Source organism: Hyphomonas sp. (assembly GCF_013823385.1).
GTDB lineage: Bacteria > Pseudomonadota > Alphaproteobacteria > Caulobacterales > Hyphomonadaceae > Hyphomonas.
Window position 1 is genome coordinate 39918 of sequence record NZ_PNMA01000014.1, and the last position, 23269, is coordinate 63186.

The window sequence follows — 23269 nt, forward strand, 5'->3', positions numbered from 1 at the left end:
TGCCACGCCCATGATCCGTGGCAGGGTGCCATTCGGGGTTGCAAGAGATCGGGGATGCATATCATGGCAGATATTGCTGGGGCTTCAGGCCAGACGGAGTTGACACGTCCGCTGATGGGCCGGTTCAAGCCGATGCGGGTGGCGCTTTTTGTCTATATGGCGGGGGAGGCTGGCCTCGCACTGGCGAGCCTTGTCGAATACTATTTCCTGACCGCGCGGGAGCTCGACCCGTATTTGGATCTGGGGGCGATGTCGTCGGCTTTTTCCCTGGCCGTTCTCGGCGTCAGCCTCGCCCAGATCGGCGGACTGGTCGCTTCGGTCATCCTTGTCTCGATGTGGACCTACAGGGCCATGAAGAACCTTCACATTGTCGGGGCTGTGGCGGCCACTATGTCACCGGGCTGGGCGGTTGGGTGGTATTTCATTCCAATCGCCAACATCTGGAAGCCGTTTGAAGGCATGCTGCAGATATGGCGCGAGTCTCACCGTCTCGCGGGGAGACCTGAGAAGGTTGCGGCCTATGTCGGCTGGTGGTGGGCAACGTGGATCGGCTCGAACATCCTTGCCAACATATCCCTGCGCCTGACAGGCTTCACCGATCCGCTACCGACTTATGATGCCGGCATTATCGTGGGCGCGGTTGGCAGCGCGCTTTCGGTCGTGTGCGGGATCCTGTTGTTGCGGACGACGAAGCAGGTAACGCAGGTTCAGACCGAGATGCGGTCCGGCGGCCTGGCCGATACGTTTGGCTGATCGCACCGGCGCGGCTTCCCAAGTACGTTTTGGCGCGATAGACACCGCCCCACACAGCCAGAAACCAGACAGTATCGAGGGGTTTTCCCATGGCCGGGCACAGTAAATGGGCCAACATTCAGCACCGTAAGGGCAAGCAGGACAAGAAGCGCGCCGTGCTTTTCGCGCGCCTGTCCAAAGAGATCACCGTGGCATCGAAGATGGGTGGGCCGGACCCGGCCATGAACCCGCGCCTTCGGCTGGCGATTGCCAACGCCAAGGGTGTTTCGGTGCCCAAGGACAATATCCAGCGGGCGATCGACAAGGGCCAGTCCGGCGGCGGCGCAGACTATGCCGATATCCGCTATGAGGGCGTTGGCCCTGGCGGCGTCGGCATCATCATCGAAGCGTCCACGGACAACAAGAACCGTGCCGCCACCGACATACGCACCGCCTTTTCAAAGAATGGCGGCGCGCTGGGTACGACCGGCTCTGTGTCGTTCAATTTCGACCAGCTTGGCGAGATCGAATATCCTGCAAGCGCCGGAACGGCCGACGAGGTGATGGATGCGGCCATCATGGCCGGCGCACAGGACGTGGAATCCGATGAGGATGGCCACTGGATCTACACGGCGCGGGAAGATTTCGCCGCCGTTTCCACTGCGCTGGCCGAGACATTTGGCAACAAGGTGGAGCCCACCTCGGCGAAGATCATCTGGAAGCCTAAGGTCACGACGCCGGTTTCCGGCGATGCCGCCGACCAGCTGATGAAGCTGCTCGACGTGCTTGATGAGCTTGATGACGTCCAGAACGTCTATGACAATTCCGAGCTCTCGGAAGAAGAGATGGCGCGCCTGGCTGGGGGCTGATCAGCCTTCAGCGCCGAGGCCGAGGCTCTCTAGAATGCTTTCGGTATCGGCGCCTGGGCGCGGCGGCGGAAGCCGCAGGCTGGCGGGGGTTTCCGAGAAGTGTACCGGATGGCGCATGGTGCGGTATTTTCCGGCCTCGGGATGCTCCGCTTCGGTGAAGAAGCCGGTCGAGACGAGGTGGGGATCGCTCAGCACTTCGGCCATGGTATTGTAGCGCATGGCGGGAATGTCTGCCTTGTCCATCAGTTCCAGCCACTCATGGGTGGTCTTGGTGGCGCTGACCTGTTCGATCAGGGCATAGAGCGCGCCAACATTTTCGGTGCGGGCCTGATAGGTTGAGAAGCGTGGGTCTTTAAAGATCTCGGGCATGCCGCCGATGGCGAAGAACTTCTCCCATTGCTCATCCGAGTACGGAACGAGCCCGATATAGCCGTCCTTTGTGGGGTAGGGGCGGCGGTTCGGGTTGATGGAGCGGGTGTAGGCGAGCTTGCCGTTGCCCGGCAGGAATGTCTCTCCATAGAGATTTTCGACCATGTTGAAGAAGGTGAAGCTCTCCAGCATCGGCACCTGTACGAACTGGCCCTTGCCGGTGCGGGCGCGGTGGAAAAGCGCCGCCAGGGTGGCGTAGGTGGCGAAGAGGCCCGCCGTCTTGTCCGCTACCAGGGACGGGGCATATTCCGGCCGGCCGCCAGAACGCAGGGCGTTGAGATCGGCAAAGCCAGACGCGCCCTGAATGAGATCGTCATAAGCCTGGCGGCGCTCATAGGCGCCCCCTTTGCCGAAGCCGGCGCAGTGAACATAGACGATGTCTTCTTTAAGGGCCTTGACCTGCTCATAGCCAAAGCCGAGCCGTTCCATGCCGGCGAGGCGCACATTGTGGAAGAACACATCGGCGGTTTTCAGCAGCTCTGTCAGGGCGGTTTTGCCCTCAGGCGTCTTGGCGTCCAGCGTCATCGCCTTCTTGTTGCGATTGAGCGCCATGTAGATCGGGCCGAGGTCGCCCGTGGGGGAGGCGCCGGCATACCGCATGGTGTCGCCTTTTTTCGGGGGCTCGATCTTGATGACCTCCGCTCCGAGATCGGCAAGGATCAGCGTCGCAAACGGCCCGAGCACAACCGAGCTCATATCTACGATGCGGATTCCGGAAAGCGGGCCAGGGCGGGACTTATCGGTCATTAAGGGCCTCCATATTTTTTGGCTAAGTGCCTGCAGGCGCCCCGGAAGATCAAGGTGTTCCCTTGGGTTAAAGCGCCAGAGCGAGACGCGCCTCTTCGATGTGATCCGTCTTCGCGTGGAACAGGGACCAGTCATCGGCGTCGGCAATCGGCGCCCAGAGCGCTTCAACTTCCTCCACCACCAGGCTGACGGGGGATGCATTCTGGAAATAAGCGTTACCAAGCCGTTCCGGGCGGAGAGGTGCGCGCTCCATCAGCGCGGCGCGGACAGGGGCAAACTGAGCAGTATCGTAAAGGCTGGCCTGGGGTGAGGCTGCTGCCCGCGCTTCGCTGGCGCTGCCTCCAAACCAGTCGAAGAAGGTCTGGGGCCAGATCGCCCCGCTTTCTGTCATCCAGGCATAAAACGCTTGTAGAAACGAAATGTCAGTACCCGTGTCATTTTTTGGCTCAAGCCCCAACAGGCGGTGGGTGTGGGCGATGAAGCTGTCCCGATAGACCGTCTCATAAGGCACGAGCGCGTTGGCAAGGCCGTCTGCTTCAGCGAGTAGCAACATGGCAGACGCGAGCTGCTGCAGCGCCCAGCCGCCCTGCACCGGCTGGCGGCCAAAGCGGTAAAGCCCCTGGCTGTCGAAATAGGCTGCGGTGAAATTCGGATCCGATACCGGCAGGAAGCGCCAGGGGCCGAAATCGAAAGTCTCGCCGGTGATATTGAAATTGTCCGTGTTCATCACGCCGTGGACAAAGCCGGCCGCCATCCACTGGCCAATCATCCGGCCTGTAGCGATTGCAACACATTCGAGGAGATTTGCTGTCCGGAGCGCAATCTCTGGTGCATCGGCTGCCGGGTAGAATTCGGCGATGCAGTAATCGACGAGCCGCGCCATGCTCTCCCGGTCCTCATGCCAGGCGCAGCGCTGGAAGGTGCCGAAGCGGACATGGCTATGAGAGAGGCGCACCAGTACCGAGGAGCGCGTGGGGGAGGGCTCGTCATTCCGGCTCAGCGCCTCGCCCGTTTCGACAAGGCTGAAGGCCTTGGATGTGTTTACCCCGAGGGCTTCCAGATAGCTGGCTGCCAGGATCTCCCTCACGCCGCCCTTGAGTGTCAACCGGCCATCCCCCTGCCGGGAATAGGGTGTCTGGCCTGACCCCTTGGTTCCAAGATCAAGCAGACGCCCGGCCTTGTCGCGCAGCTGGGCGAAGAGGAAGCCGCGCCCATCTCCGAGTTGAGGATTATAGGTGCCGAACTGATGGCCGTGATACCGCATGGCCAGCGGCTCAGGGAGGTTTCCGGGGAGGGCCTCAAAGCGGGCAAAGTGCCTGATCCAGGCTTCCTCCGAAAGATCGCCGAGCCCGGTTTCGGCCGCCCAGCGCTGGTTGCGCCAGCGCAAAAGCGCGGATGGAAAATCTGCCGGCGCCACTGGATCCGCGAAAGAATCCGCTATCCGAAGGAATGGCGCGGCGGCCGAAGAGGGCTGTTCGGGAGGATTGGTCTGCATGAATTAAACCAGCTTGTGGGTAGGCGGACTAAATTGGATGGGGCCCAAAGGTTCCTTTTTTGTATGCAGCGCTGCAGCACAAGTCACCCCTTTCCGGGACGTCAATACCGCATAAGAGTGAGACTGAGTCCAATTAATGACAAGCGGCAAAAGCTTGCGCTTGGACCTCATAAAACGGGAGGAAACGAATGAAGTATTTCAAAGGAGCGCTTCTTTGCGCCTCAGCAATTGCGCTGAGCGGTGCAATGACGGCCAACGCTCAACAGGACGATGGCGAGCGCAAACTCAGCACGGTGACGGTCACGGGTTCCTATATCCAGGGTAGCCCGGAGGATGCTGCATTGCCGGTGGATGTTCTGACAGCGGCAGACCTTGTTCTCGAAGGTAGGCCGTCGGTCACCGAGCTTATCAGGAACCTCGGCGTTTCCTCGGGCGTGGACGGGCAGACGAACCAGTTTGCCTCGAACGGTCTGGAGGGTACTTCGAACGTTAACCTGCGGGGGCTGGGGCCCGCGCGGACGCTGGTATTGATCAATGGCCGCCGCCATACATTTCATCCTTACTCGATCGGTGAGCAGGCCCAGCTTTTTGTCGACACTAACAGCATCCCCTCGATCGCGATCGGCCGGATTGAAGTGCTGAAGGACGGCGCTGCAGCGCTTTATGGTTCGGATGCGATTGCCGGCGTGGTCAACTTCATTACACGAGATGATCTCGACGGTTTTGAAATTGGTGGTTCCTATCAGACCTTCGAGGGCACCGATGGCGAATATGATATCTCTGCCGCGTACGGCTTGCAGGGCTCGAATTTCAGCTGGGTCACGTCGGTCGGATATCAGTTCCGCAGTGAGGTGGCCGTGAACGAGAAGGATTGGGGTGTTCAGCCCTATGCCAACAATCCTGTAGGTGGCTGGTCTGCGATTTCAAATCCGGGCCGGTTTGTACCGCTCGGGATTGGCGCAACTGGCCTAACGCCGCTGGCGGCCAATGTGAATGATGTCGGATGCGAGGCTCTCGGCGGAACTCTGGCGCCCACATGCGTCTTTAACTTCACGCAGTTTGATAACCTTGTGGAGGAAGAGGAGCGTTTTCAGTTCCTGACCGAATATAACAGACAGCTCGGTAACGGCGCTGAACTGCATCTTGAGCTCATGTATGCGCAGACGGATGTGCCGACCTGGAAAACCTCGCCTTCCTATCCGCCACAGGTGCTGACGAACCAGGTCGTGCTTGCAAGCCACCCGGCGTTTCAACGATACATTGCTGACAATCCAGGAGCCTTTCCGGCGGGGACCGTTGCTGCACTATTCATCGGCCGCTCCTTCGGCCTGGGTGGCTTCCCAGGCACAGGCGGTGCGCAGGAAGGCAGCCGCGACTACAACACCTGGCGGGGATCCGGATCGCTCACGGGAAGTTTTGACAATGACGTCAATTATGATGTCGGGCTGTCCTACTCCACGACCGAAGGATACCGGCTCACCAATGACACCTATATCACGGGTCTGACGTCCGCCTTGCGGGGCTTCGGTATCTGTACTGATCCCAATACGGGCTTTGATCCTGCAACCGGCACTGTTCCTTATGCTGCAGGTTATACCGGATCCCTTGTGGCCGGGCAGGGGACTTGCCAGTATTACAACCCGTTCTCGAATGGAATTGCCGCGAACGCCGTGACCGGCCAGGCAAACCCCGGCTATGTCCCGGGGCTTGAGAACTCGGTCGAGCTTGCCGAATGGATGACAGATGGCAGCGAGACAACAGCGAAAACCGACCTTCTGGTTTTTGATGCGGTGCTTTCCGGCCTCAGCAATGTGCAGGCTTCTGGCGGCGCCATTGGCTGGGCAGCCGGGGTTCAGGTTCGCCGCGAGAGCTATAAACTCTCGATGTCTGACCTCACGAACCTAAACGTCACGCCTGGGCCAGGCGGCACGGGGCCGTATTCCTTCCTTGCCGGGACTGTGCCAGCAGACAGGGACCAGACGATTTACGCCGTGTTCGGTGAGCTCCAAGTGCCTCTCTTTGACAACCTGGATATGCAGGTTGCTGTCCGGTACGAGGATTATGGCGGTGCAACGGGATCTACCTTCGACCCGAAGGTCGCTGCCAAATGGCAGGTGAGCGACAGTTTTGCGCTGCGTGGCTCCGCCCAGACGTCATTCCGGGGCCCCACGCTCAACCAGCTTGATGGCGTGGGGACAACCTTGCAGTTTGTTTCTGCGGCCTCGGCGTTTAAGGCGATCGATCAGTTTGGAAATCCTGATCTGAAACCGGAGTCCGCCTTCAGCTTCAACTTTGGTGGTCTGTTCCAGAAAGGCGGCTTCAACGCCTCGCTCGACTATTACAATTTCGACTTTGACGATCCGATTATCGTTGAAGAACAGTCGAATATTGTGGCAGCTGCTGTCGCCGCGTTGCGGGCGGGGGATCTCTCTGCACCGATCCTAAACCGGATTACCTTCAATGATCCCAACAATATCATTACCGGCACCGGAACCCCGGCCGCAGGATCAGATATTGCGCGTGTGCGGACGGGAATTGTCAACGGTCCGAATATCAAGACTTCGGGGATTGACCTCCGCCTCAATAACACATGGGCGGATGGCCCAATGGGCGGGGAGGTTTCGGTTGGCCTCGATGCGACATATATCGTTGAGTACAAGGTAGCCCCCTATTTTGTCGAAGGCGTTTCAATCGGCGGCGGTGATTATGTCGGTCAGTTCAACCGGTCGAACTTCACGCGCTCTATGCCGCAGTGGAAGGCTAACGTGTTTGCCAACTATGCCCTGGGAGACCACAACTTCCGGGCTGTGATGCGCCACATTGACAGCTACAAGGACGAGCGGGCCCCCGCCGCGCGGGGGGGTGTCGGTGCGGAGATCGATTCGCAAACGACTTTTGACCTGTTCTACAACTGGAAGGCCCCGTTCGAATTCGACATTGGGCTCAGTGTGGTCAACGTCACCGACGAAGATCCACCGTTTGCTGCGTTTGATCTGAATTACGATCCTTACACGCACAATCCCTTCGGCAGGACCTACAAGATCAGCCTGACCAAGAGATTTGGCGGCGGGAGCTAAGTAGGAGAACGGCCCTCGATACCGGGGGCCGTTCTTTTTGCGTCACCATCAAAGAAAAAGGGCGGCCTGCGGGCCGCCCTTTGAGTTTGGATCCTTGGCCCGATGGCCACTGATCTTAGTAGACGTAGGTCAGTTCCAGGCCGAGCAGGCGGCCTTTCTTCATCGGCGAGAAGGTGCCGCCAGCCGGAAGCGCCGGATAAGAATAGTTCAGACCCGTCGAGTTCGGACCAGGGAAGGGCAGTTGGGTGTCGTTGCCGAGCTGCACTTCGTCGAGGAGGTTCTTGCCATAGAAGGAGGCAGAGAGGCCATCAACCGGCGTTTCCCAGGTGATGTTCATGTCGACCATATTTGCATCCTGGATCCAGCCGAAGTTGCTGTCCGTGTACGCAATACGGTCGCGATATTGATAGTTTGCGCGGGCAACGATAGCGCCTGAGGTGCCCAGATCAAACTCCTTCATGAGGCCGAACCCATAGGTGATCGGCGGCACGCGGGGGAGGTCGAGGTTGAGGTCTGCATCGTTGATAACGCCATCACCATTCAGGTCGAAGAACACCTTATCATAGCCAGCATCCATGAAGCCGACATTGAACGAGGCCAGAAGCGTATCTGTCACAGCGACGCGGCCGTCAAACTCAAGACCGTAGATCGTAGCGTCAGCTGTGTTGATGATGTTCTGAACAACGCCGGACGCACCGGCCGTGTTCACTTCGCGCTGCATGTCGCCGACTTCGGTCATGAAGGCCGCGCCGTTGACCTGAATGCGGCCATCTGCGCTCTGCGCCTTGAAGCCGACTTCGTAGGAATCAACTTCTTCCTCATCGAAGCCGAGGCTACCGGTTTGCGCGACAAACTGGTTGAAGATCGGGATATCGGTGATGCGGAAGTTGTAACCGCCCGAGCGGAAGCCCTTGGTGTAGTGACCATAGGTCTGGAGGTTGTCGCTCCAGAAATATTGCAGGCCAACTTTCGGGGTCCAGTTCTTCCACTCATTGGAATCGCGGAAGCCATTGGGTTCTTGCGCCAATCCGCCGGAGATGAGGCTGATCAGGGCGTTGGTGCCGTCAGGCGAGCATGTGCCCGCGATCACGGAGCAAGGATTGCGAGGACGGATGTAGATTACGTCGCCCGCCTTTTCCTCCACCGAGTAGCGTACGCCGGCGGTGGCGATCAGCTTGTCAGTGATGGAATAGTCGATGTTGGCGAAGGCGCCCCAAACGGTGTGATCGAGCTTGCCGCCGCCGTAGAAGCCCCACGGAATGGAAGCCGGGAGCGTGGCCGGGCGGGTGCTCGGCAGGTTGCGGATCTCTGTATAATCCAGGGTTTGCTCGAAGTAGTAGACGCCCGTCGTCAGGTCCAGCTTGTCGAACGTGCCGGCATAGCGCAGCTCGTTGGAGTACTGTTCCTGATTGAACTCGGCATTTGAGTGGAACAGTGTGAAGGGCGTCGCGTCGATGTCGGAGGAGGAAGTCGACTCATACTTGCGATAGCCGAAGATGTTGGTGATCACACCATTGCCAAAGCCAACATCCAGATCGGTGCGCAGCGATCCCTGGATGGTTTCGTTTTCGCCGAAGCCCGGATTGTTGATCGAGAAATCGAAATTGTCGCGGTCATAATAGGCGTGGTTTTTGCCCGAAGGACCATCGGAGCGCGAGTCGGTGTATTCCAGCTTGCCGAGGAAGGTCAGCGAGTCAGTCGGCATGAATTCCAGCGCGCCGCGATAGGTCAGGGAACGGAGCTGTCCGTGGTTCTCGCCATTGTAGAGGTTCTTGAAGTAGCCGTCGTCATAGTTGTAGGAGACGCCGAGCTTGCCATTCAGGACGTTTTCGATCAGCGGGCCCGAAACGATAGCCTGAAGATTGCTGTTGGGGCCGCCGCGGCCGCTGTCGATGGGGCTTTCGATGCTGCTGCGCAGCTTCAGCGAGAATTCGTCGGTCGGGTTTGCCGTGTTGACGACGATCGCGCCGCCCGTGGTGTTGCGGCCGAAGAGCAGGCCTTGCGGGCCGCGCAGGACTTCGATGCTGTCGAGATCGAACATGTCGACGACAACGCCGTTGTTGACGCCGAGATAGACGCCATCAATGAAAACGCCGACAGCCGGGTCGATCGACGGAATGGAGGAGTTCACGCCGAGGCCGCGGATTGCGAAGTTGGCCGTGCCGCGCGCGGTGCCCACATCGTCGAGCGAGACGTTGGGCGCCGAATAGCTCAGGCTCTCGAGGGTTGTGACGTTAAGGGCGTCCAGCGTGTCTGCGTTGTAGGCCGTCATGGCAACAGCGACTGTCTGCACGTCTTCGACGTTTGCTTTTTTGGTGGCGGTCACGGTGACCGTGCCGAGCACGCGATCAATTGCGGATTCGCGCGCGGCCGTTTCTTCGGGGGTTTCCTGCGCATAGGCGGGGGCGAAGAGGATGAGGGCTGCGGAAGCAGACGTCATCAGCATTTTATTGAGCGTCATTTCTGGGAGTTTCCTCTAGTACTTATCGGTGCCAGCGGTGTCTGGCCCTTGCGAACTAAATAGACAGTTATCAAGCATTTGAAATATTTGCTGCGGCGCAACAAATAGCTTTAAATCCCAAGTGTTGCCCTTGGGTCACGAAATAGCGTCCCTTTTTGGAACTAAAGGGGGTTTTTAGATCGCACCCAGAGCCTCTCCGGTCACCTTTCCCACTTCCCGAGCTGCTATTCGTGCGGTTGCAGAGATATGAGTAAGGTTCAGAAATCCGTGTACCATCGAAGGATATTCCTTCTCGCTCACCTGGATTCCCATGGCGCGGAGCTTTGCGGCATAGGCCAGCCCTTCATCACGTAAGGGGTCCCATCCGCATACGATGATGTGAGCGGGCGGGAGATTGCGGAGTTCTTCGGGGGACGCAAAAAGCGGCGATATGCGCGGATCCATAAAGGTTTCAGGGTCGGGCAGATAATGTCCCCGGAAGAATTCGAAAAGGCCAACGGAAATGAAGAAGCCGCTTTCCTGAGGCGACATCTTCTTGCTGCGAATGTCCGCAAACTGCAGAAGTGGATAGAGCAGCAGCTGGAATGCCGGCATGGAGCCGCCCTCACGGTTCATCTGCTGACAGATGAAGGCGGCAAGGTTCCCGCCGGCGCTATCGCCGGCAACGGCAATCCTGCGGCGGTCAATGCCGATCTCTTCTGCGTTATTGCTGATCCAGTGCCAGGCGGCGAGCGCGTCGTCGTGCGCGCAGGGAAAGCAGGTTTCCGGCGCAAGCCGGTAATCAATGGCCAGCACCCGGCACCGCGAGCCTTCAGCCATGCGCCGGCAAATCATGTCATGGCTTTCAAGATCGCCCAGCACAAAGCCGCCGCCATGGAAGAACAGGATGCCCGGGCCCGGTGGAATGCCCGCGCCCAGGGGCACATAGAGGCGCGCCTTGAGGGGGCCTGAGGGGCCGGGAACGGTCAGCAGCTTTACTTCGGCAAGCTCCGGCGCGTCGGGCTCCCCGGAATAATCCATTCGGAAGAATTGTTGGCGAAGGCGTTCAATCGGCAGGCGCAGATCAGGGGGCTGCATCTCCGGAAGATGCAGCTTTTCCCTGAAACTGCGGAAGGCATCGTCAAATGTCATACGCCATACACCTGCTGGGCAATTCCGGCGATGTGAGGGCGCGTGCGTGATGAAACAAGGGGGAGGTGCGCCCTTGGCTCCTACAGTTGGATCACGCCAGGCCCGGGCGGCTCTGAATAGAGCGCCTGAACAAGAGCTGCCCGGCGGGAGATCACGAGGCGCTGGTTCACATATCCCTTGTCGGTGATCTCGCCGGCATCAATGCTTGGCGGGTCGGTCATGACAAGAACCCGCTTGATGCGGCGCGATGAGCCCGGTTCGCCAGCGTTGAAGGCCGCTGCCTTGCGGGCAAGATCTGCCATCAGCGCGGCAAAGCCCTTGGCGGGATCGCCCGCAGCTTTGGCATATTGCTCTGCCGTTACCGGCGAGGGCCAGACGAGCGCAGTGGCAAAGTCCTTGTCCTGGCCGCAGATCACGGCGTCGAAGATAAGGGGCGAACAGGCGGCCACGAAATCCGGCCGCAGCGTGCCCACAGAAACCCATGTTCCGGACGAGAGTTTGAAGTCCTCGCCGACGCGGCCATCGAAGATGAGCCCCTGATTGGGATCACTCTCATCAACAAATTTCACCGCATCGCCGAGGCAATAAAAGCCCTCCTCATCGAAGACCTCGGCGTTTTTCTTCGGATCATTGTGATAGCCGGGCATGACGCTCGGCCCTTTGACGCGCACTTCGAGCTTTTCGCCGTTGGGAACCAATTTGAGGGTTGTGCCGGGAAGCGGGAGGCCAACCAGGCCGACCCGCTCGGCCTCCCAGTGAACCACCGTGATGCCCTGTGTTTCGGTGGCGCCGTACATTGTGATGATCGGAATCCGGCGGCCGGTCGCCCTGATCGAAAGGGCCTGAAGGCGGTCGTAGAGGTCATCCGACAGGGTGGCGCCGCCATAACCGATCGAACGCATGTTCTTGAAGAAGGCCTTCAGAAGGCTTTCGTCCTGCTCCATGGCTTCAGCGAGCATGGCCAGGGCAATTGGCGCTGTGCCGAAGGTAGAGGGGCTGCATTCGTGAATGTTGCGGAGGGTTTCATGGAAAAGCGCAGGGGTGGGCTTGCCGCCATCGATCCAGAAGGTGGCCCCATTCCAGAGCGCGCCATTAAAGTTCACATTCGAGCCGGAAATGTGGTTCCAGGGGAGCCAGTCGAGCACGTTGGCGACCTTGCCTGGATCGTAGTCGGGATCGCGCGCATCATCGCGCAGACCTTCCTGACCGGCAATCATGGCACACATGGAGCCCTGCGTTTGTGGAACAGGTTTTGGCATGCCGGTGGAGCCCGATGTGAACAGATATTTCGCGACGCTATCATCCGTCAGAGTTGCCATTGCTGCGGCCACGGCGGGTGTAGGCTCGGTTCCGACAAGATCATCGTACCGCCGTACGGAATTGTCTCCGCCGGGATCGGCGCTGACGATGGTGCAGTTCTGCGCGCCGAGGGCGGCAATGCCTTTCTGGAACGGGGCGAGTTGCTCGGCAAAGATGATGGCTGGCTTCACTGTGTTGTAGCAATGCTTCAGCTTGTCGAAATCGTTCGACATGGTGGAATAGGGAACCGAGATCGGGGCAGCGGGCGCGCCGATCTTCTGGGCTGCCAGGATGATCAGGGCCGCGCGAATGGAGTTGCCGGAAAGGATCATGACCGGCGCATTCGGCCCCGCGCCCAGATCGAGAAAGGCCTGCGCAAGAGAATCCGTCAGCCGCTTTGCCTCGCCATAAGTGACCTCCACCCATTGATCCGTCTTCGGATCACGCTCCTTGATGAAAACCCTGTCAGGATGCAGGGCCGCGCGTTCGTCAAGCGCGTGGGGAATCGTCCTGGGGCGCGCGCCCGGTGCCTGGCGTGACTTGATGTAGATTGCATCGCCCTTGCGGATCATTTCCACATCAGGGGTCTTCTGCGGCAGGGGGCGAAACGGGGGAAGGGATTGACCTTCGGCCATTGGAAGTTCCTCCGGGAATATTGAGTATCTCTCCAGAGGATAACTGCCCGGTGGGCGCGCGCAACAGGTGACGCCACGCAAACAGTGCTCAGCTCGCGCCTTCTTCTGCATTTACGGCTTTTACCGCGTGCTCCAGTGCTTTCAGCATCAGGGCTTCATCAAGAGCCTCAGCCATCACGCGAATGAGCGGTTCGGTGCCCGATTTGCGAACAACCATCCGTCCACGGTCGGCAAGCATGTCATCTGCCTCTGCAAGCGCGGTCTTGACCCTATCACTTTCGAGAGGGTTCGCGCCGGAATAGCGTATGTTAACGAGCTTCTGAGGCGCGGGCGTAAAGACGCGCAGCATGTCTGATGCCTTGCCGCCACGCGCGGCGAGCACTGACAGGACCTGAAGTCCTGCCAGAAGGCCATCGCCCGTTGTGGACACATCCGACAATATGATGTGTCCGGATTGTTCACCGCCGAGATTAAATCCGTGTGCGCGCATATGCTCACCAACGTACCGATCGCCGACCTTTGTCCGCGCGAGCGTCAGCCCTTCGGCTTTCAGGTATTCCGACAATCCCATGTTTGACATGACCGTCGCTACCATACCGCCGCCCTTGAGCCGGCCCGTGCGGTACATTTCTCCGGCAATGAGACCCATGACCTGGTCTCCGTCGGCCTCGGCGCCTGTCTCGTCTATCACGATCAGCCGGTCTGCATCACCGTCCAGCGCGATGCCGATATCCGCGCCGGTTTCTAGAACAGCCGCTTTGAGGGCGCCGGTCGCCGTCGACCCGACGCCGGCATTGATATTCACTCCATCGGGCGCATCGCCGATGACCGTAAGCTGCGCGCCAAGCTCTCTCAGCGCGACTGGTGCGGTTTCAAAGCCCGCCCCATGCGCGCAATCAACCACGATCTTCAGTTTAGAAAAGTCCCTGGTGCCCGTCAGTGTGTCGAGGCAGCGCCGGACGTATCGGGTTGAAGCGCCAGCCAGTTCGCGGGGGAGGGCGATGTCTGCGGGGGCGGCGTATTCTCCCTCAAACGCGGCGCCCATGCTGGCCTCAAGTGCCTCCTCAACAGCATCGTCAAACTTCACCCCATCGGGACTGAAGAGCTTGAGGCCATTATCCTCGAATTTGTTATGGCTCGCCGAGACCATGACGCCGAGGGCGGCGCCGGTTTCCCGCGCCATCAGAGCCACTGCAGGTGTTGGTACGACACCCAGACGCACAGGCGTTATTCCCATGGATGTGAAGCCCGCGACCAGCGCGGCTTCGATCATCTCGCCGGACAGGCGCGTATCACGTCCGATCACAACTTCACGCCCGCCTTGAGGCGCAAAGGTTCGCGCAGCTGCTATGGACAGTCGCAGCGCCGTTTCGGCGGTCATCGGCCTCCTGTTTATCCGGCCGCGAATACCGTCCGTTCCAAAATACTGACGTGCCATGCTTTCCTCCGAGGACGGCCGTTCAGCGCGGCGTCACATCTCCAAAGACGACAAAACTGGGATTATCGTATCCGCGTTCTCTTTTGCCATAAAGGAGCGGCTCGCCCGTAATGGTCAGCACGCGCCCGCCGGCAGCTTCTACGACGGCCTGGCCAGCGGCAGTATCCCATTCCATCGTGCGGCCAAGGCGCGGATACACGTCCGCCTCTCCGGCCGCCACGAGGCAGAATTTCAGAGCAGATCCGGCCCCCTTGATTTCGGCGATCGGATACCGCGAAAGCCATTCATCTGTATCGGGACTACGATGGGATTTCGAGGCAACAGCGGTCAGGCCCGCAGCTGGGGCAGGGCGGATTTTGAGCGGCGCGCGTTTGGTGGGTACCGGGCCGTCCGGTGCGGCTTTTGCCTGCCAGGCATGCGTTGGGCTTTCTGCCACGAACAGGCGATGCTGCGCGGGAACATAGACAACGCCCATCACCGGGCGGCCGTGCTCGATAATGGCGATGTTCACAGTGAACTCCCCATTCTTCGCGACGAATTCCTTTGTGCCGTCCAGCGGGTCCACGAGCGCAAAGCGGGACCCATGTTCCGGCATGTGGCCGCTGGCGACGGCCTCTTCGGCAATCACCTGCAGGCCGGGGTCGGCCTCCGCAAGACCCTTCAGGATGATCGCTTCAGCGAGGCCATCGGCTTCTGTCAGGACCGAATGGTCATCCTTGTGGCTGACGCTGAAATCCGTGCGGTAGACCCGCATGATCTCTTTTCCGGCGGCCAGAGCGATAGCGGCGAGCGTCGTTGCGTTGAGAGACATCTGTGAACTGATGGCCTTCAGCGCATCACATCAAGCAGCTCGACTTCGAACTGCAGGGCCGTGTTTGGGGGGATCGGGCCGCCGGGCGTGCCCTGTTCGCCATAGCCAAGTTCAGACGGGATATAGAGCATCCAGTGATCGCCGGGCTTCATCATGGCCAGCGCCTCGACCCAGCCGCTGATAAGCTGATTGGAGGGGAACACTTCCGGATCGCCGCGCTGATAGGAGGAGTCGAATAGCTCGCCGGTATCTCCGAGGCGGCCTTCATAATGCACGACCACGAGCTGCCCGCCGACCGGCGGCTGGCCAGCGGCATCCCCGCTTTTCAGAATGATGTACTGCAGTCCCCTATCGGTCTTTTGGACTTCGGGAAGCTCCGGGTTCCAGGGATAGTATTTTGCCCAGGCGGCGGCGTCTGATTTCTTGGGTTCCACGATGCCGAGAAGCGACACATAGAAGACGAGATCGTCTCCCGCCTTGATGACATTCCCGCGAGCCTGTTGGCCGTAAGCAAGCCGGTTGGGGATGTAGAAGACAAACTCGTCGCCTTCGCTCATCTCCTGGAGGCCGATAGTCCAGCCGGGGATGACCTGATCCAGGCGGAACTCGGCGGGCGAACCCCGATCCAGCGAAGAATCAAATTTTTCCCCGGTCGGTAGACGGCCATCATAGTGCACGCTGACCCGGTCCGACGACACTGGCTTCTTGCCGCCCTTGGGGCCTTCTTTCACGACAATATATTGCACGCCGCTTTCCGTCGTCACGATCCCTTTGGCGTCAGGGTTCCAGGGAAGGTATTTGTCGACGGGAGACGTCATGGTGGATTCCTCGGCGGCGCCTTTGGATTGCGGGGCGCAGGCGGTCAGCGAAAGGCTGAGGGCTGCGGCGATGAATAAGGCGCGGAACATGGCGCGAGCCTCCTGAAAGGGCAAAAAGGTCGGTTGCTCTCTAGGCTGGTTTCGCGGGTTAGTCACCTGCCCTGAAGGGCACCCTAAATGGCGCGAGGCGGGTATCCGGCCTGGGCCAAGGCGTCGATGACCTCCTGCGTATGCTGGCTGTCCCGCGTTTCCATGAGAATGTCGAACTCGGCGCCTTTGGCCGGCACATCCAGCGCAATCCGGTTATGGGCCACTTCCATGATGTTGGCGCCCTGATCCCCAATAATCTTGGACACCAGCGCCAGAAGACCCGGCCGGTCATCGCCAACGATACGGATGCGGGCAAGCCGGTTCTCACGGACGAGCGCGCGCGTCAGGACCGAGGCGAGAAGGCGCGTGTCGATATTGCCGCCGCACAGCACCAGCCCGACCTTACGCCCATAGAAGCGCGAGGGGTGGGCGAGCAGGGCTGCCAGACCTGCGGCGCCTGCGCCTTCGGCGATGGTTTTCTCAACTTCAACGAACAGGGTAATCGCCCGCTCCAGATGCTCCTCCTCCACAAGAACGATGTCATCGACCAGTTCCTGGGCGATCAGGCGCGTCAGCTGTCCCACTTCCTTGACCGCGATGCCTTCAGCAATCGTGGCGCCGCCCATTTTGGGCGACTTGCCGCGCAGCGCCGCGTGCATGCAGGGATACATCGCCGCTTCCACGCCGATGATCTTGATGTCGGGCTTGAGGGCTTTGGCGGCGATGGCGATACCGCTGATCAGCCCGCCCCCGCCGATCGGAACCACAAGCGTGTCGAGATCCGGATTGTCCGCCAGCATTTCCAGCGCAATTGTCCCCTGGCCCGCAATAATGTCTGCGTCATCGAAGGGGTGGATGAAGGTCAGGCCTTCTTTCTCACCAAGTGTCAGAGCGTATTCTTTGGCCTCGTCAAAGATCATGCCTTCCAGCACCACACGGGCGCCGTGATCGCGGGTATGTTCCACCTTGTTGAAGGGTGTGGTCTCGGCCATCACGATAGTGGCCGGAATGCCGAGGCGGCGGGCATGATAGGCCACGCCCTGGGCATGGTTGCCGGCTGAAGCGGCGATGACGCCAGCCTTCTTCTCCTTGTCGGAGAGCTTCACCAGCTTGTTCAGGGCGCCGCGTTCCTTGAAGGCGGCGGTGAACTGGCGGTTTTCCAGTTTGACCCAGACCTGCGCGCCGGTGATCGCCGAGAGCGTTTTCGAATGCGCGAGCTCTGTCCGCTCAATCTGCCCTTCGAGCACTTTGGCGGCGGCCTGTATGTCGGCGAGGGTAACGGGCAGGGAAGAGGTCAGGGTATCGGGCATGATCAAGGGTTCCGGCAAAGCGGCCGCACCCTATTCGGGCAGGCGTTAATTTACAAGCAATCCTGCTGCGCCGGGGGCAGGGTCGTGCTCAGCCACCCAATGGTTCCGGGCCACCTGGACCAGTTGAGGCTGATAATGATCCACATTCGGATCATCCACCAGCTTCGACTTGAGGAAGCGCAAGGCGGCCCGGCTGTCGAGGGGGCTCGGCAAATCACCTGTCAGTTTCACCCGTTCACGCGCGCGTTCGCCGCGCGGATCGGCGTTCGGCACCGCTGCAATAAGGCCCTGCGTATAGGGGTGGCGCGCGTCTTCATAGATGGCGTTCCTGTCCGCAAGCTCGACGATCCGTCCAAGATAAAGCACCATGACCCGGTGGCTGATCTGGCGGACGACGGCAAGGTCATGGCTGATGAAGATCATGGAGAGGCCAAACTCCTTTTGAAGTTCGATCAGCAGGTCGACCACCTGCGCCTGCACCGACACATCCAGCGCGGAGACCGCTTCGTCACAGATAACGAGCTTCGGCTTCAGGATCATTGCGCGAGCAATGCCGACACGCTGGTTCTGGCCGCCGGAGAGTTCGTGCGGATATCGGTTGATGAGGCCTGGATCGAGCCCGACACGCGGCAGGATTTCGCGTACACGTGCCTCGCGTTCGGCGCGGGAGAGGCCCGGCTCATGCACCAGCAGGGGCTCGGCCACGGAGGCCCCGATAGTCATTCGGGGGTCAAGGCTGGCAAGGGGATCCTGGAAAACGATTTGAAGCTCGTCGCGCAGGCCATCCATTTCGCTGCGACTGGCCTTGGCAATGTCTTTGCCAAGCCACGCGACCGTGCCGGCGGTCGGCGGAATGAGGCGCAGGACACCCCGGGCGAGCGTTGATTTTCCGCATCCGGATTCTCCGACCACGCCCAATGTTTCACCCGGCCGGAGATCAAAGCTCACACCATTGACGGCCTTGAGCGGCTTGCGCTTCCCGAACAGGCCTCCCTTGATCTGGATCGGGAAGTGAACCTTCATATCGTCGACCCGCAGAATTGGCTCTGCCTCTGCAGGCGGCGCGGCTGAAAGCGGGGGGCGGCCCGGCGGGTCGGGCATATCCAGGCGCGGTACAGCCGCCAGAAGCATTTTTGTATAGTCGTGTTGGGGCGAATAGAAGATTTCGTCTGTGGTGCCCTGCTCGACGATTTCGCCATAGCGCATCACGATCACCCGGTCACACATGCGGGCAACGACGCCCATATTGTGCGTGATCAGAACAATTCCGGTCCCGGTCTCGCGCTTGAGCTCGTCCATAAGCTCCAGAACCTGGGCCTGGACGGTCACGTCCAGCGCTGTGGTGGGCTCGTCGGCGATCAGAACTTTCGGCCCGCAGAGCATTGCGATGGCGATCATCACGCGCTGCCGCATACCGCCCGACAGCTCATGCGGAAACTGTTCCATGCGCCGCGCCGCTTCCGGGATGCGCACATGTTCCAGCCATTCGATACAGCGGTCGTTGGCTTCTGCGCCCTTCAAGCCTTTATGCAGGGCAAGGATTTCGCGCATCTGCGCGCCGACGGTCATATGGGGGGTGAGGCTGGTGAGGGGATCCTGAAAGATCATCGACATTTCAGCGCCGCGAATGTTGCGCAACTGGGCTGCCGAAGCTGTCAGCATTTCGGTGTCGCCGAACCGGATGCTGCCCTCTGCCTTGCCATTCCCGGCAAGCAGGCCCATGGCGGCAAGGGCGGACTGGCTCTTTCCAGAACCGCTTTCGCCCACGATGCCAACGCACTCACCAGGCGAAACGCCGAAGGAAATTCCCTTCACGGCGTTCACAGTGCCATCGGGCGTCTCGAAATCGACCTTCAGGCCGGTCACAGTCAAAAGTGTCATGACCATGACGAGTAACGGGCTAGGGCCGGGGCGCAAGAGGCAGCAGCAGATTCAAGGCGCAGAAAAAACGCCGCGCCAGCTGGACAGCGGGCGCGGCGTTCTCGTTTAAGCAATACCAGTCTAGGGTTGGGATGGGAGGCTGGTATTGCCCCAATCTGATTGTGGCCAGATCAGAACTTGTAGCCGAGGCCGACCCCCACGATCAGCGGGTTGATGTCCACATCCGCGTTCACCTTGGCGCCGAGAGCGGTGGTGAAGTCGACCGTGACATCCGTGTTGATCCAGACCTTCTTGACGTCGACGTTGAGTGCCCAGCCGCCTTCCTTGCCATCGAGATCATAGTCGAACCCAGCCTGAAGTGCGGGGCCGAAGCTCGGATCATAATCGATCCCGTCAGCCACAGGGCCAGCATCTTCGTTGAAGAAGAAAGTCGCGTTGACCCCGGCGCCCACATACGGCTTGAAGCGTGTGCCGTTTTGGAAGTGGTATTGCAGCGTCAGGGTAGGGGGCAGAAGCCAGACATCGCCCAGATCAACATTGGCATTGGCAAGGGCGCCCGGCACCGTCACGCTGGTTGCTTTCACATCATGGGGGGTTACCCCCAGGATCAGCTCTGCTGCGATATTCTTGGTGAAGAAGTAGGTGATGTCGAGTTCCGGCACATATCGGTCGCTGATGTCCACGCCGCCTTGCAGGCGGGTGCTACCCACGGACAGGGCGCCGGACTCGTCGGGCAGAACGCCGATGACGCGTGCGCGCACCATCCAGGGGTTGTCTTCGGCCGAAGCCGTGCCGGCAAATCCCATCAGGGCTGTGCCTGCCATCAAGGTGGCTGCGAGGAGCTTTTTCATTGTCGAAACCCGCTGTTTCTGTGAGTGATGAGCATCAGGTAACGCTCTGGAATTAAAGGTGAAATTGCCCAGTTTGCCGCGCGGCTCCGGGCCGCGCGGCACATGCGCTCATTTAGGTACTCGTCCGTATTGAGATAAAAATCAGGGGCGGCGATGCTGGCCTTTAACTGTGTCCTGCTATCGGGAGGTGCGGCGCTGTGAGCAGCGCGCTGCCCTAGGGAAAGGCTTGCCTTGGCGCAGCGCACTTGGGAACATGGCATGTTTCCCGCCTTCTGGAGTTTCCCATGCCGGTTATGAACTTTCTCACGCAGTGCGTCTTCGATTCTGGCGCGCTCAAGCAGCTTTCCAAACTGACAAAGGCACGGGGCATCACGCGCCCCTTCATCGTAACTGATGCGGGGATCAAGGCATCGGGCATTCTTGCAAAGGTCGAAGACGCGCTGGACGTGGCGCCGGCCGGTGTCTTTGCTGAAACTGTGCCCAACCCCACCGAGGCGCAGACCAAGATCGCAGCCGCCCTCTACAAGGAGTCCGGCGCCGACGGGATCATTGCGGTGGGCGGTGGTTCTTCCATGGACCATGCCAAGGCGATTGGCCTGATGGCGAGCCATGAGGGCCCGCTGGAAAATTTCGCGGCCATCGTCGGCGGCTCCAAGCTGGTTGGCAAAATTCCGCCGCTGATCGCCATCCCCACGACGGCGGGAACAGGCTCCGAAGTCTCTATCGGCATGGTCATCATCATGGAGAATGGCCGCAAGGAAACCTTTGCCTCGCCCAATCTCATTCCGCTCGTCGCCCTTTGCGATCCTGACCTGACGATTGGTCTTCCGGCCGGGCTCACGGCAGCAACCGGCATGGACGCGCTGACGCATTGCATCGAGGCAGTTCTGACGCCGGCAATCAATCCGCCTGCGGAAGCTATCGGCTATGACGGCGCGCACCGCGCCTTCGCTATGGGCATGCTGAAGCGCGCCGTGAAGGATGGTTCGGATGAAGAAGCCCGCTGGCATATGATGATGGCGAGCTATGAAGGAGCGCTTGCCTTCGTGAAGGGTCTTGGCGGCGTTCATGCGCTCAGCCACGCGGCGGGGCGTCTGCATGAAAAGAAGCTTCACCACGGCACCCTGAACGCCGTCTTCCTTCCGCACATCCTGCGCTTCCATAACGGAGCAGCAGATGAGAAATATGCCCGCCTGCGCCAGGCAATGGGCCTCAAGGCCGGCGCCGACCTGGCCGATGCCATTCAGGATCTCAACAATGCCATCGGCATTCCGCCTACGCTGAGCGCCATGGGGCTGACGGCATCGGATGGGCCGGGGATCGTTGAGTATGCGCTGGTCGACCTTGCGCATGCGGGCAACCCGCGCCCGATGAGTGCGGACGATTACGCAGCCGTCTACGAGATCGCGCTGGGCTGAGGACACTTCCATGCAGCGCCGCTTTGATCCCATACTGAAGATGGCTGGTAGCCATCATGGGGGAGAGCAGGCGGCGCTTGAGAAGTCGCGCAACGCGCATGCCGTTACGCATCTGGAGAAAGTGCCGGCCGACCGGTTTCTCTCGGTGATGACGCGCTGCGTGTTCAACGCCGGGTTCAACTGGAAGGTCATTGAAGCAAAGTGGCCGGGCTTCGAGGCGGCCTTTGAGGGTTTCGATCCGGGCAAGCTCGCATTCTTTGGCGAGGAGATGATGGACCGTCTGATGACGGACGAACGAATCGTGCGCAATGGGCAGAAGATCCGGGCAACGCTTGAGAATGCAGGCTTCGTTGCCGATGTCGACCACAAGGAGGGAGGTTTTGGCCGCTTTCTCGCAGGTTGGCCGGGAGCGGATCAGCTTGGGCTGCTCACGCTTCTGAGCCAGCGCGGTTCACGCCTTGGTGGGGCGACGGGTCAGTATTTCCTGCGTTTCGCCGGATGGGATGCGTGGATTGCGTCGCGCGATGTCTGCGCGGCTCTGGTGCGTGAGGGCGTGCTGGACCGCCCGGCAGCCACCAGCAAGCGCGATCTCGCCGCTCTTCAGGACGCGATCAATGCATACCATTCCGACAGCGGTTTACCGCGGGCCCAGATCAGCCGGCTACTCGCAATGAGTATCGGCTGACGCCGCACAAGGCTTACTCGGCAGCAAGCTCCGGCAGGCCGAGAGCAGCTTCTACATCTGCCCAATTTACGACCTTGAAATTCTGGTTCTCTCCAGACCTGGGGTTTCCGTCATCCTGCACGATCAGAACCCCGCGAGGGAAGCCGGGCAGGGCGCCGGAATAGACATCCAGACCGTCCGTATGGGTCACTTCATCTATGCCCAGCGCTTCGTTGGCGATGATCGAAAAACTGCCGCGCGGATTATGCGGAGCTTGCCGCTCATAGACGACGAAGCGATTGGCCGCCTGAGCGGAGACAACTACCCAGCCCGCGCCGTTTGCGCCTCTCCAGATGGATACCCCTTCCACATCGGCGACCAGGCCGGCCGCGCCGCCAACCGTATCGACGAGAACGGGCTGAGGCGCTTCTTCGCGATAAGCGACCGTCCACAGCCCTCGGTCTTCCTCTCCGACGAAGATAAGGCCGTTCGTCTCGTCAAAGACGCAGCCTTCAAGTTGGGTTTCGAGTTTGACCGATTTCAGCAGGTCTCCGCTGAGTTCAGCCTGGTCCACCGAAAGTGACCAGATCTGCAGCGTCCCGTCCTTGTACGTCACGCCGGCAAGATCCCGGCCCTCTTCTCGAGCCTGGCAAATGCCGTAGGGCTCAATCGTATTAGTTGGAATATCGCCGCGATGGCTGACCTCTCCGGTCATCCGGTCGATGAGGAAGACCGAGATGGCGTTGACCTGATCATTGCTGGCAACGGCAATATCGAAGGGTCGATCTGTGGACTGACGAACATCCACATTGTTGATGAGGCCGATAGGCAGGCGCTGAACTTCCGCACCATCGAGCCCGAAGACGACCAGGCCTTCCTTCTTGTTGGTGCCAAGGATCAGGGATTTCGCCGGATCAGCAGGGTGTTGCCACAGGGCCGGATCATCCGCCGCATCCCCTTTGGCGCCGGCAGGCGCCGTTTCAACGCTGGCCATAACGAATTTCTGGCCCTCGATCACAGGGGCGGGTGCAGACGCGCAGGCGCCCGCTGTCAGGGCAAGAGAGAGGACAAGGGCGGACCGGAAGAACGGCATGGGGACTCCTGAGAAGCAGG

Annotated in this window: 17 protein-coding genes; 5 read left to right on the forward strand and 12 right to left on the reverse strand. The window is 60.1% G+C overall.

The genetic code is table 11. The features are described from left to right. Positions 1-63 precede the first annotated feature (63 nt). Positions 64-753 (forward strand): DUF4328 domain-containing protein, encoded by a 690-nt coding sequence (locus C0456_RS10125; protein ID WP_291051289.1) that lies wholly within the window; start codon positions 64-66, stop codon positions 751-753. Positions 754-842: 89 nt separating this feature from the next. Then, complete coding sequence (locus C0456_RS10130; RefSeq protein ID WP_291051292.1) at positions 843-1601, forward strand: YebC/PmpR family DNA-binding transcriptional regulator; 759 nt, start codon at positions 843-845, stop codon at positions 1599-1601. On the opposite strand, the gene C0456_RS10135 is transcribed toward C0456_RS10130, so the two are convergent. After that, the gene (locus C0456_RS10135; RefSeq protein ID WP_291051295.1) at positions 1602-2777 is read right to left on the reverse strand and encodes a CoA transferase; all 1176 of its coding nucleotides are present in this window, start codon (positions 2775-2777) and stop codon (positions 1602-1604) included. A 67-nt stretch (positions 2778-2844) separates the two neighbouring features. Beyond that, positions 2845-4272 (reverse strand): protein adenylyltransferase SelO family protein, encoded by a 1428-nt coding sequence (locus C0456_RS10140; RefSeq protein WP_291051297.1) that lies wholly within the window; start codon positions 4270-4272, stop codon positions 2845-2847. A gap of 188 nt (positions 4273-4460) precedes the next feature. On the opposite strand from C0456_RS10140, the gene C0456_RS10145 reads away from it, so the two are divergent. Continuing rightward, entirely contained in the window at positions 4461-7349 is a 2889-nt protein-coding gene (locus C0456_RS10145) for a TonB-dependent receptor (protein WP_291051301.1), read from the forward strand. A 115-nt stretch (positions 7350-7464) separates the two neighbouring features. On the opposite strand, the gene C0456_RS10150 is transcribed toward C0456_RS10145, so the two are convergent. The 9 genes from C0456_RS10150 to C0456_RS10190 all read right to left on the reverse strand — a co-directional run bounded on the left by C0456_RS10150 (position 7465) and on the right by C0456_RS10190 (position 20047). Next, positions 7465-9810: a TonB-dependent receptor gene (locus C0456_RS10150; protein ID WP_291051304.1), complete on the reverse strand. Its 2346-nt coding sequence runs from the start codon at positions 9808-9810 to the stop codon at positions 7465-7467. Between the two features lie 174 nt (positions 9811-9984). Further along, positions 9985-10941 carry an alpha/beta hydrolase gene (locus tag C0456_RS10155; RefSeq protein WP_291051306.1) on the reverse strand — a complete coding sequence of 319 codons (957 nt, stop codon included), beginning with the start codon at positions 10939-10941 and terminating at the stop codon, positions 9985-9987. Between the two features lie 80 nt (positions 10942-11021). Continuing rightward, a complete protein-coding gene (locus tag C0456_RS10160; protein ID WP_291051308.1) occupies positions 11022-12875 on the reverse strand; it encodes an AMP-binding protein in 1854 nt (617 codons plus the stop codon). 88 nt (positions 12876-12963) lie between these two features. Next, the gene (gene glmM, locus C0456_RS10165) at positions 12964-14313 is read right to left on the reverse strand and encodes a phosphoglucosamine mutase (RefSeq protein WP_291051311.1); all 1350 of its coding nucleotides are present in this window, start codon (positions 14311-14313) and stop codon (positions 12964-12966) included. Positions 14314-14335: 22 nt separating this feature from the next. Continuing rightward, positions 14336-15124, reverse strand: a complete 789-nt coding sequence (gene cysQ, locus C0456_RS10170) for a 3'(2'),5'-bisphosphate nucleotidase CysQ (protein WP_291051314.1) — start codon at positions 15122-15124, stop codon at positions 14336-14338. Between the two features lie 17 nt (positions 15125-15141). Beyond that, positions 15142-16032, reverse strand: a complete 891-nt coding sequence (locus tag C0456_RS10175; RefSeq protein ID WP_291051316.1) for an FKBP-type peptidyl-prolyl cis-trans isomerase — start codon at positions 16030-16032, stop codon at positions 15142-15144. 83 nt (positions 16033-16115) lie between these two features. Further along, positions 16116-17342 (reverse strand): threonine ammonia-lyase, encoded by a 1227-nt coding sequence (locus tag C0456_RS10180; protein ID WP_291051319.1) that lies wholly within the window; start codon positions 17340-17342, stop codon positions 16116-16118. 45 nt (positions 17343-17387) lie between these two features. Beyond that, a complete protein-coding gene (locus C0456_RS10185) occupies positions 17388-19223 on the reverse strand; it encodes an ABC transporter ATP-binding protein (RefSeq protein WP_291051322.1) in 1836 nt (611 codons plus the stop codon). A 170-nt stretch (positions 19224-19393) separates the two neighbouring features. Further along, a complete protein-coding gene (locus C0456_RS10190; protein ID WP_291051325.1) occupies positions 19394-20047 on the reverse strand; it encodes an OmpW family outer membrane protein in 654 nt (217 codons plus the stop codon). Positions 20048-20358: 311 nt separating this feature from the next. Here C0456_RS10190 and C0456_RS10195 point away from each other — a divergent pair, with 311 nt between their 5' ends. Both C0456_RS10195 and C0456_RS10200 read left to right on the forward strand, forming a co-directional pair. After that, positions 20359-21492: an iron-containing alcohol dehydrogenase gene (locus C0456_RS10195; protein WP_291051328.1), complete on the forward strand. Its 1134-nt coding sequence runs from the start codon at positions 20359-20361 to the stop codon at positions 21490-21492. A 10-nt stretch (positions 21493-21502) separates the two neighbouring features. After that, positions 21503-22177: a DNA-3-methyladenine glycosylase I gene (locus tag C0456_RS10200; RefSeq protein ID WP_291051331.1), complete on the forward strand. Its 675-nt coding sequence runs from the start codon at positions 21503-21505 to the stop codon at positions 22175-22177. Positions 22178-22190: 13 nt separating this feature from the next. Here the strand turns inward: C0456_RS10200 and C0456_RS10205 are convergent, their stop codons facing one another. Then, a complete protein-coding gene (locus C0456_RS10205; protein WP_291051334.1) occupies positions 22191-23249 on the reverse strand; it encodes a phytase in 1059 nt (352 codons plus the stop codon). Positions 23250-23269: the final 20 nt, after the last annotated feature.

What these genes read in the sequence shown, in the direction of transcription:
- C0456_RS10125 (WP_291051289.1), top strand. Translation starts at nt 64, where the DNA reads ATGGCAGATATTGCTGGGGCTTCAGGCCAGACGGAGTTGACACGTCCG.
- C0456_RS10130 (WP_291051292.1), top strand. Translation starts at nt 843, where the DNA reads ATGGCCGGGCACAGTAAATGGGCCAACATTCAGCACCGTAAGGGCAAG.
- C0456_RS10135 (WP_291051295.1), bottom strand. Translation starts at nt 2,777, where the DNA reads ATGACCGATAAGTCCCGCCCTGGCCCGCTTTCCGGAATCCGCATCGTA.
- C0456_RS10140 (WP_291051297.1), bottom strand. Translation starts at nt 4,272, where the DNA reads ATGCAGACCAATCCTCCCGAACAGCCCTCTTCGGCCGCCGCGCCATTC.
- C0456_RS10145 (WP_291051301.1), top strand. Translation starts at nt 4,461, where the DNA reads ATGAAGTATTTCAAAGGAGCGCTTCTTTGCGCCTCAGCAATTGCGCTG.
- C0456_RS10150 (WP_291051304.1), bottom strand. Translation starts at nt 9,810, where the DNA reads ATGACGCTCAATAAAATGCTGATGACGTCTGCTTCCGCAGCCCTCATC.
- C0456_RS10155 (WP_291051306.1), bottom strand. Translation starts at nt 10,941, where the DNA reads ATGACATTTGACGATGCCTTCCGCAGTTTCAGGGAAAAGCTGCATCTT.
- C0456_RS10160 (WP_291051308.1), bottom strand. Translation starts at nt 12,875, where the DNA reads ATGGCCGAAGGTCAATCCCTTCCCCCGTTTCGCCCCCTGCCGCAGAAG.
- glmM (WP_291051311.1), bottom strand. Translation starts at nt 14,313, where the DNA reads ATGGCACGTCAGTATTTTGGAACGGACGGTATTCGCGGCCGGATAAAC.
- cysQ (WP_291051314.1), bottom strand. Translation starts at nt 15,124, where the DNA reads ATGTCTCTCAACGCAACGACGCTCGCCGCTATCGCTCTGGCCGCCGGA.
- C0456_RS10175 (WP_291051316.1), bottom strand. Translation starts at nt 16,032, where the DNA reads ATGTTCCGCGCCTTATTCATCGCCGCAGCCCTCAGCCTTTCGCTGACC.
- C0456_RS10180 (WP_291051319.1), bottom strand. Translation starts at nt 17,342, where the DNA reads ATGCCCGATACCCTGACCTCTTCCCTGCCCGTTACCCTCGCCGACATA.
- C0456_RS10185 (WP_291051322.1), bottom strand. Translation starts at nt 19,223, where the DNA reads ATGACACTTTTGACTGTGACCGGCCTGAAGGTCGATTTCGAGACGCCC.
- C0456_RS10190 (WP_291051325.1), bottom strand. Translation starts at nt 20,047, where the DNA reads ATGGCAGGCACAGCCCTGATGGGATTTGCCGGCACGGCTTCGGCCGAA.
- C0456_RS10195 (WP_291051328.1), top strand. Translation starts at nt 20,359, where the DNA reads ATGCCGGTTATGAACTTTCTCACGCAGTGCGTCTTCGATTCTGGCGCG.
- C0456_RS10200 (WP_291051331.1), top strand. Translation starts at nt 21,503, where the DNA reads ATGCAGCGCCGCTTTGATCCCATACTGAAGATGGCTGGTAGCCATCAT.
- C0456_RS10205 (WP_291051334.1), bottom strand. Translation starts at nt 23,249, where the DNA reads ATGCCGTTCTTCCGGTCCGCCCTTGTCCTCTCTCTTGCCCTGACAGCG.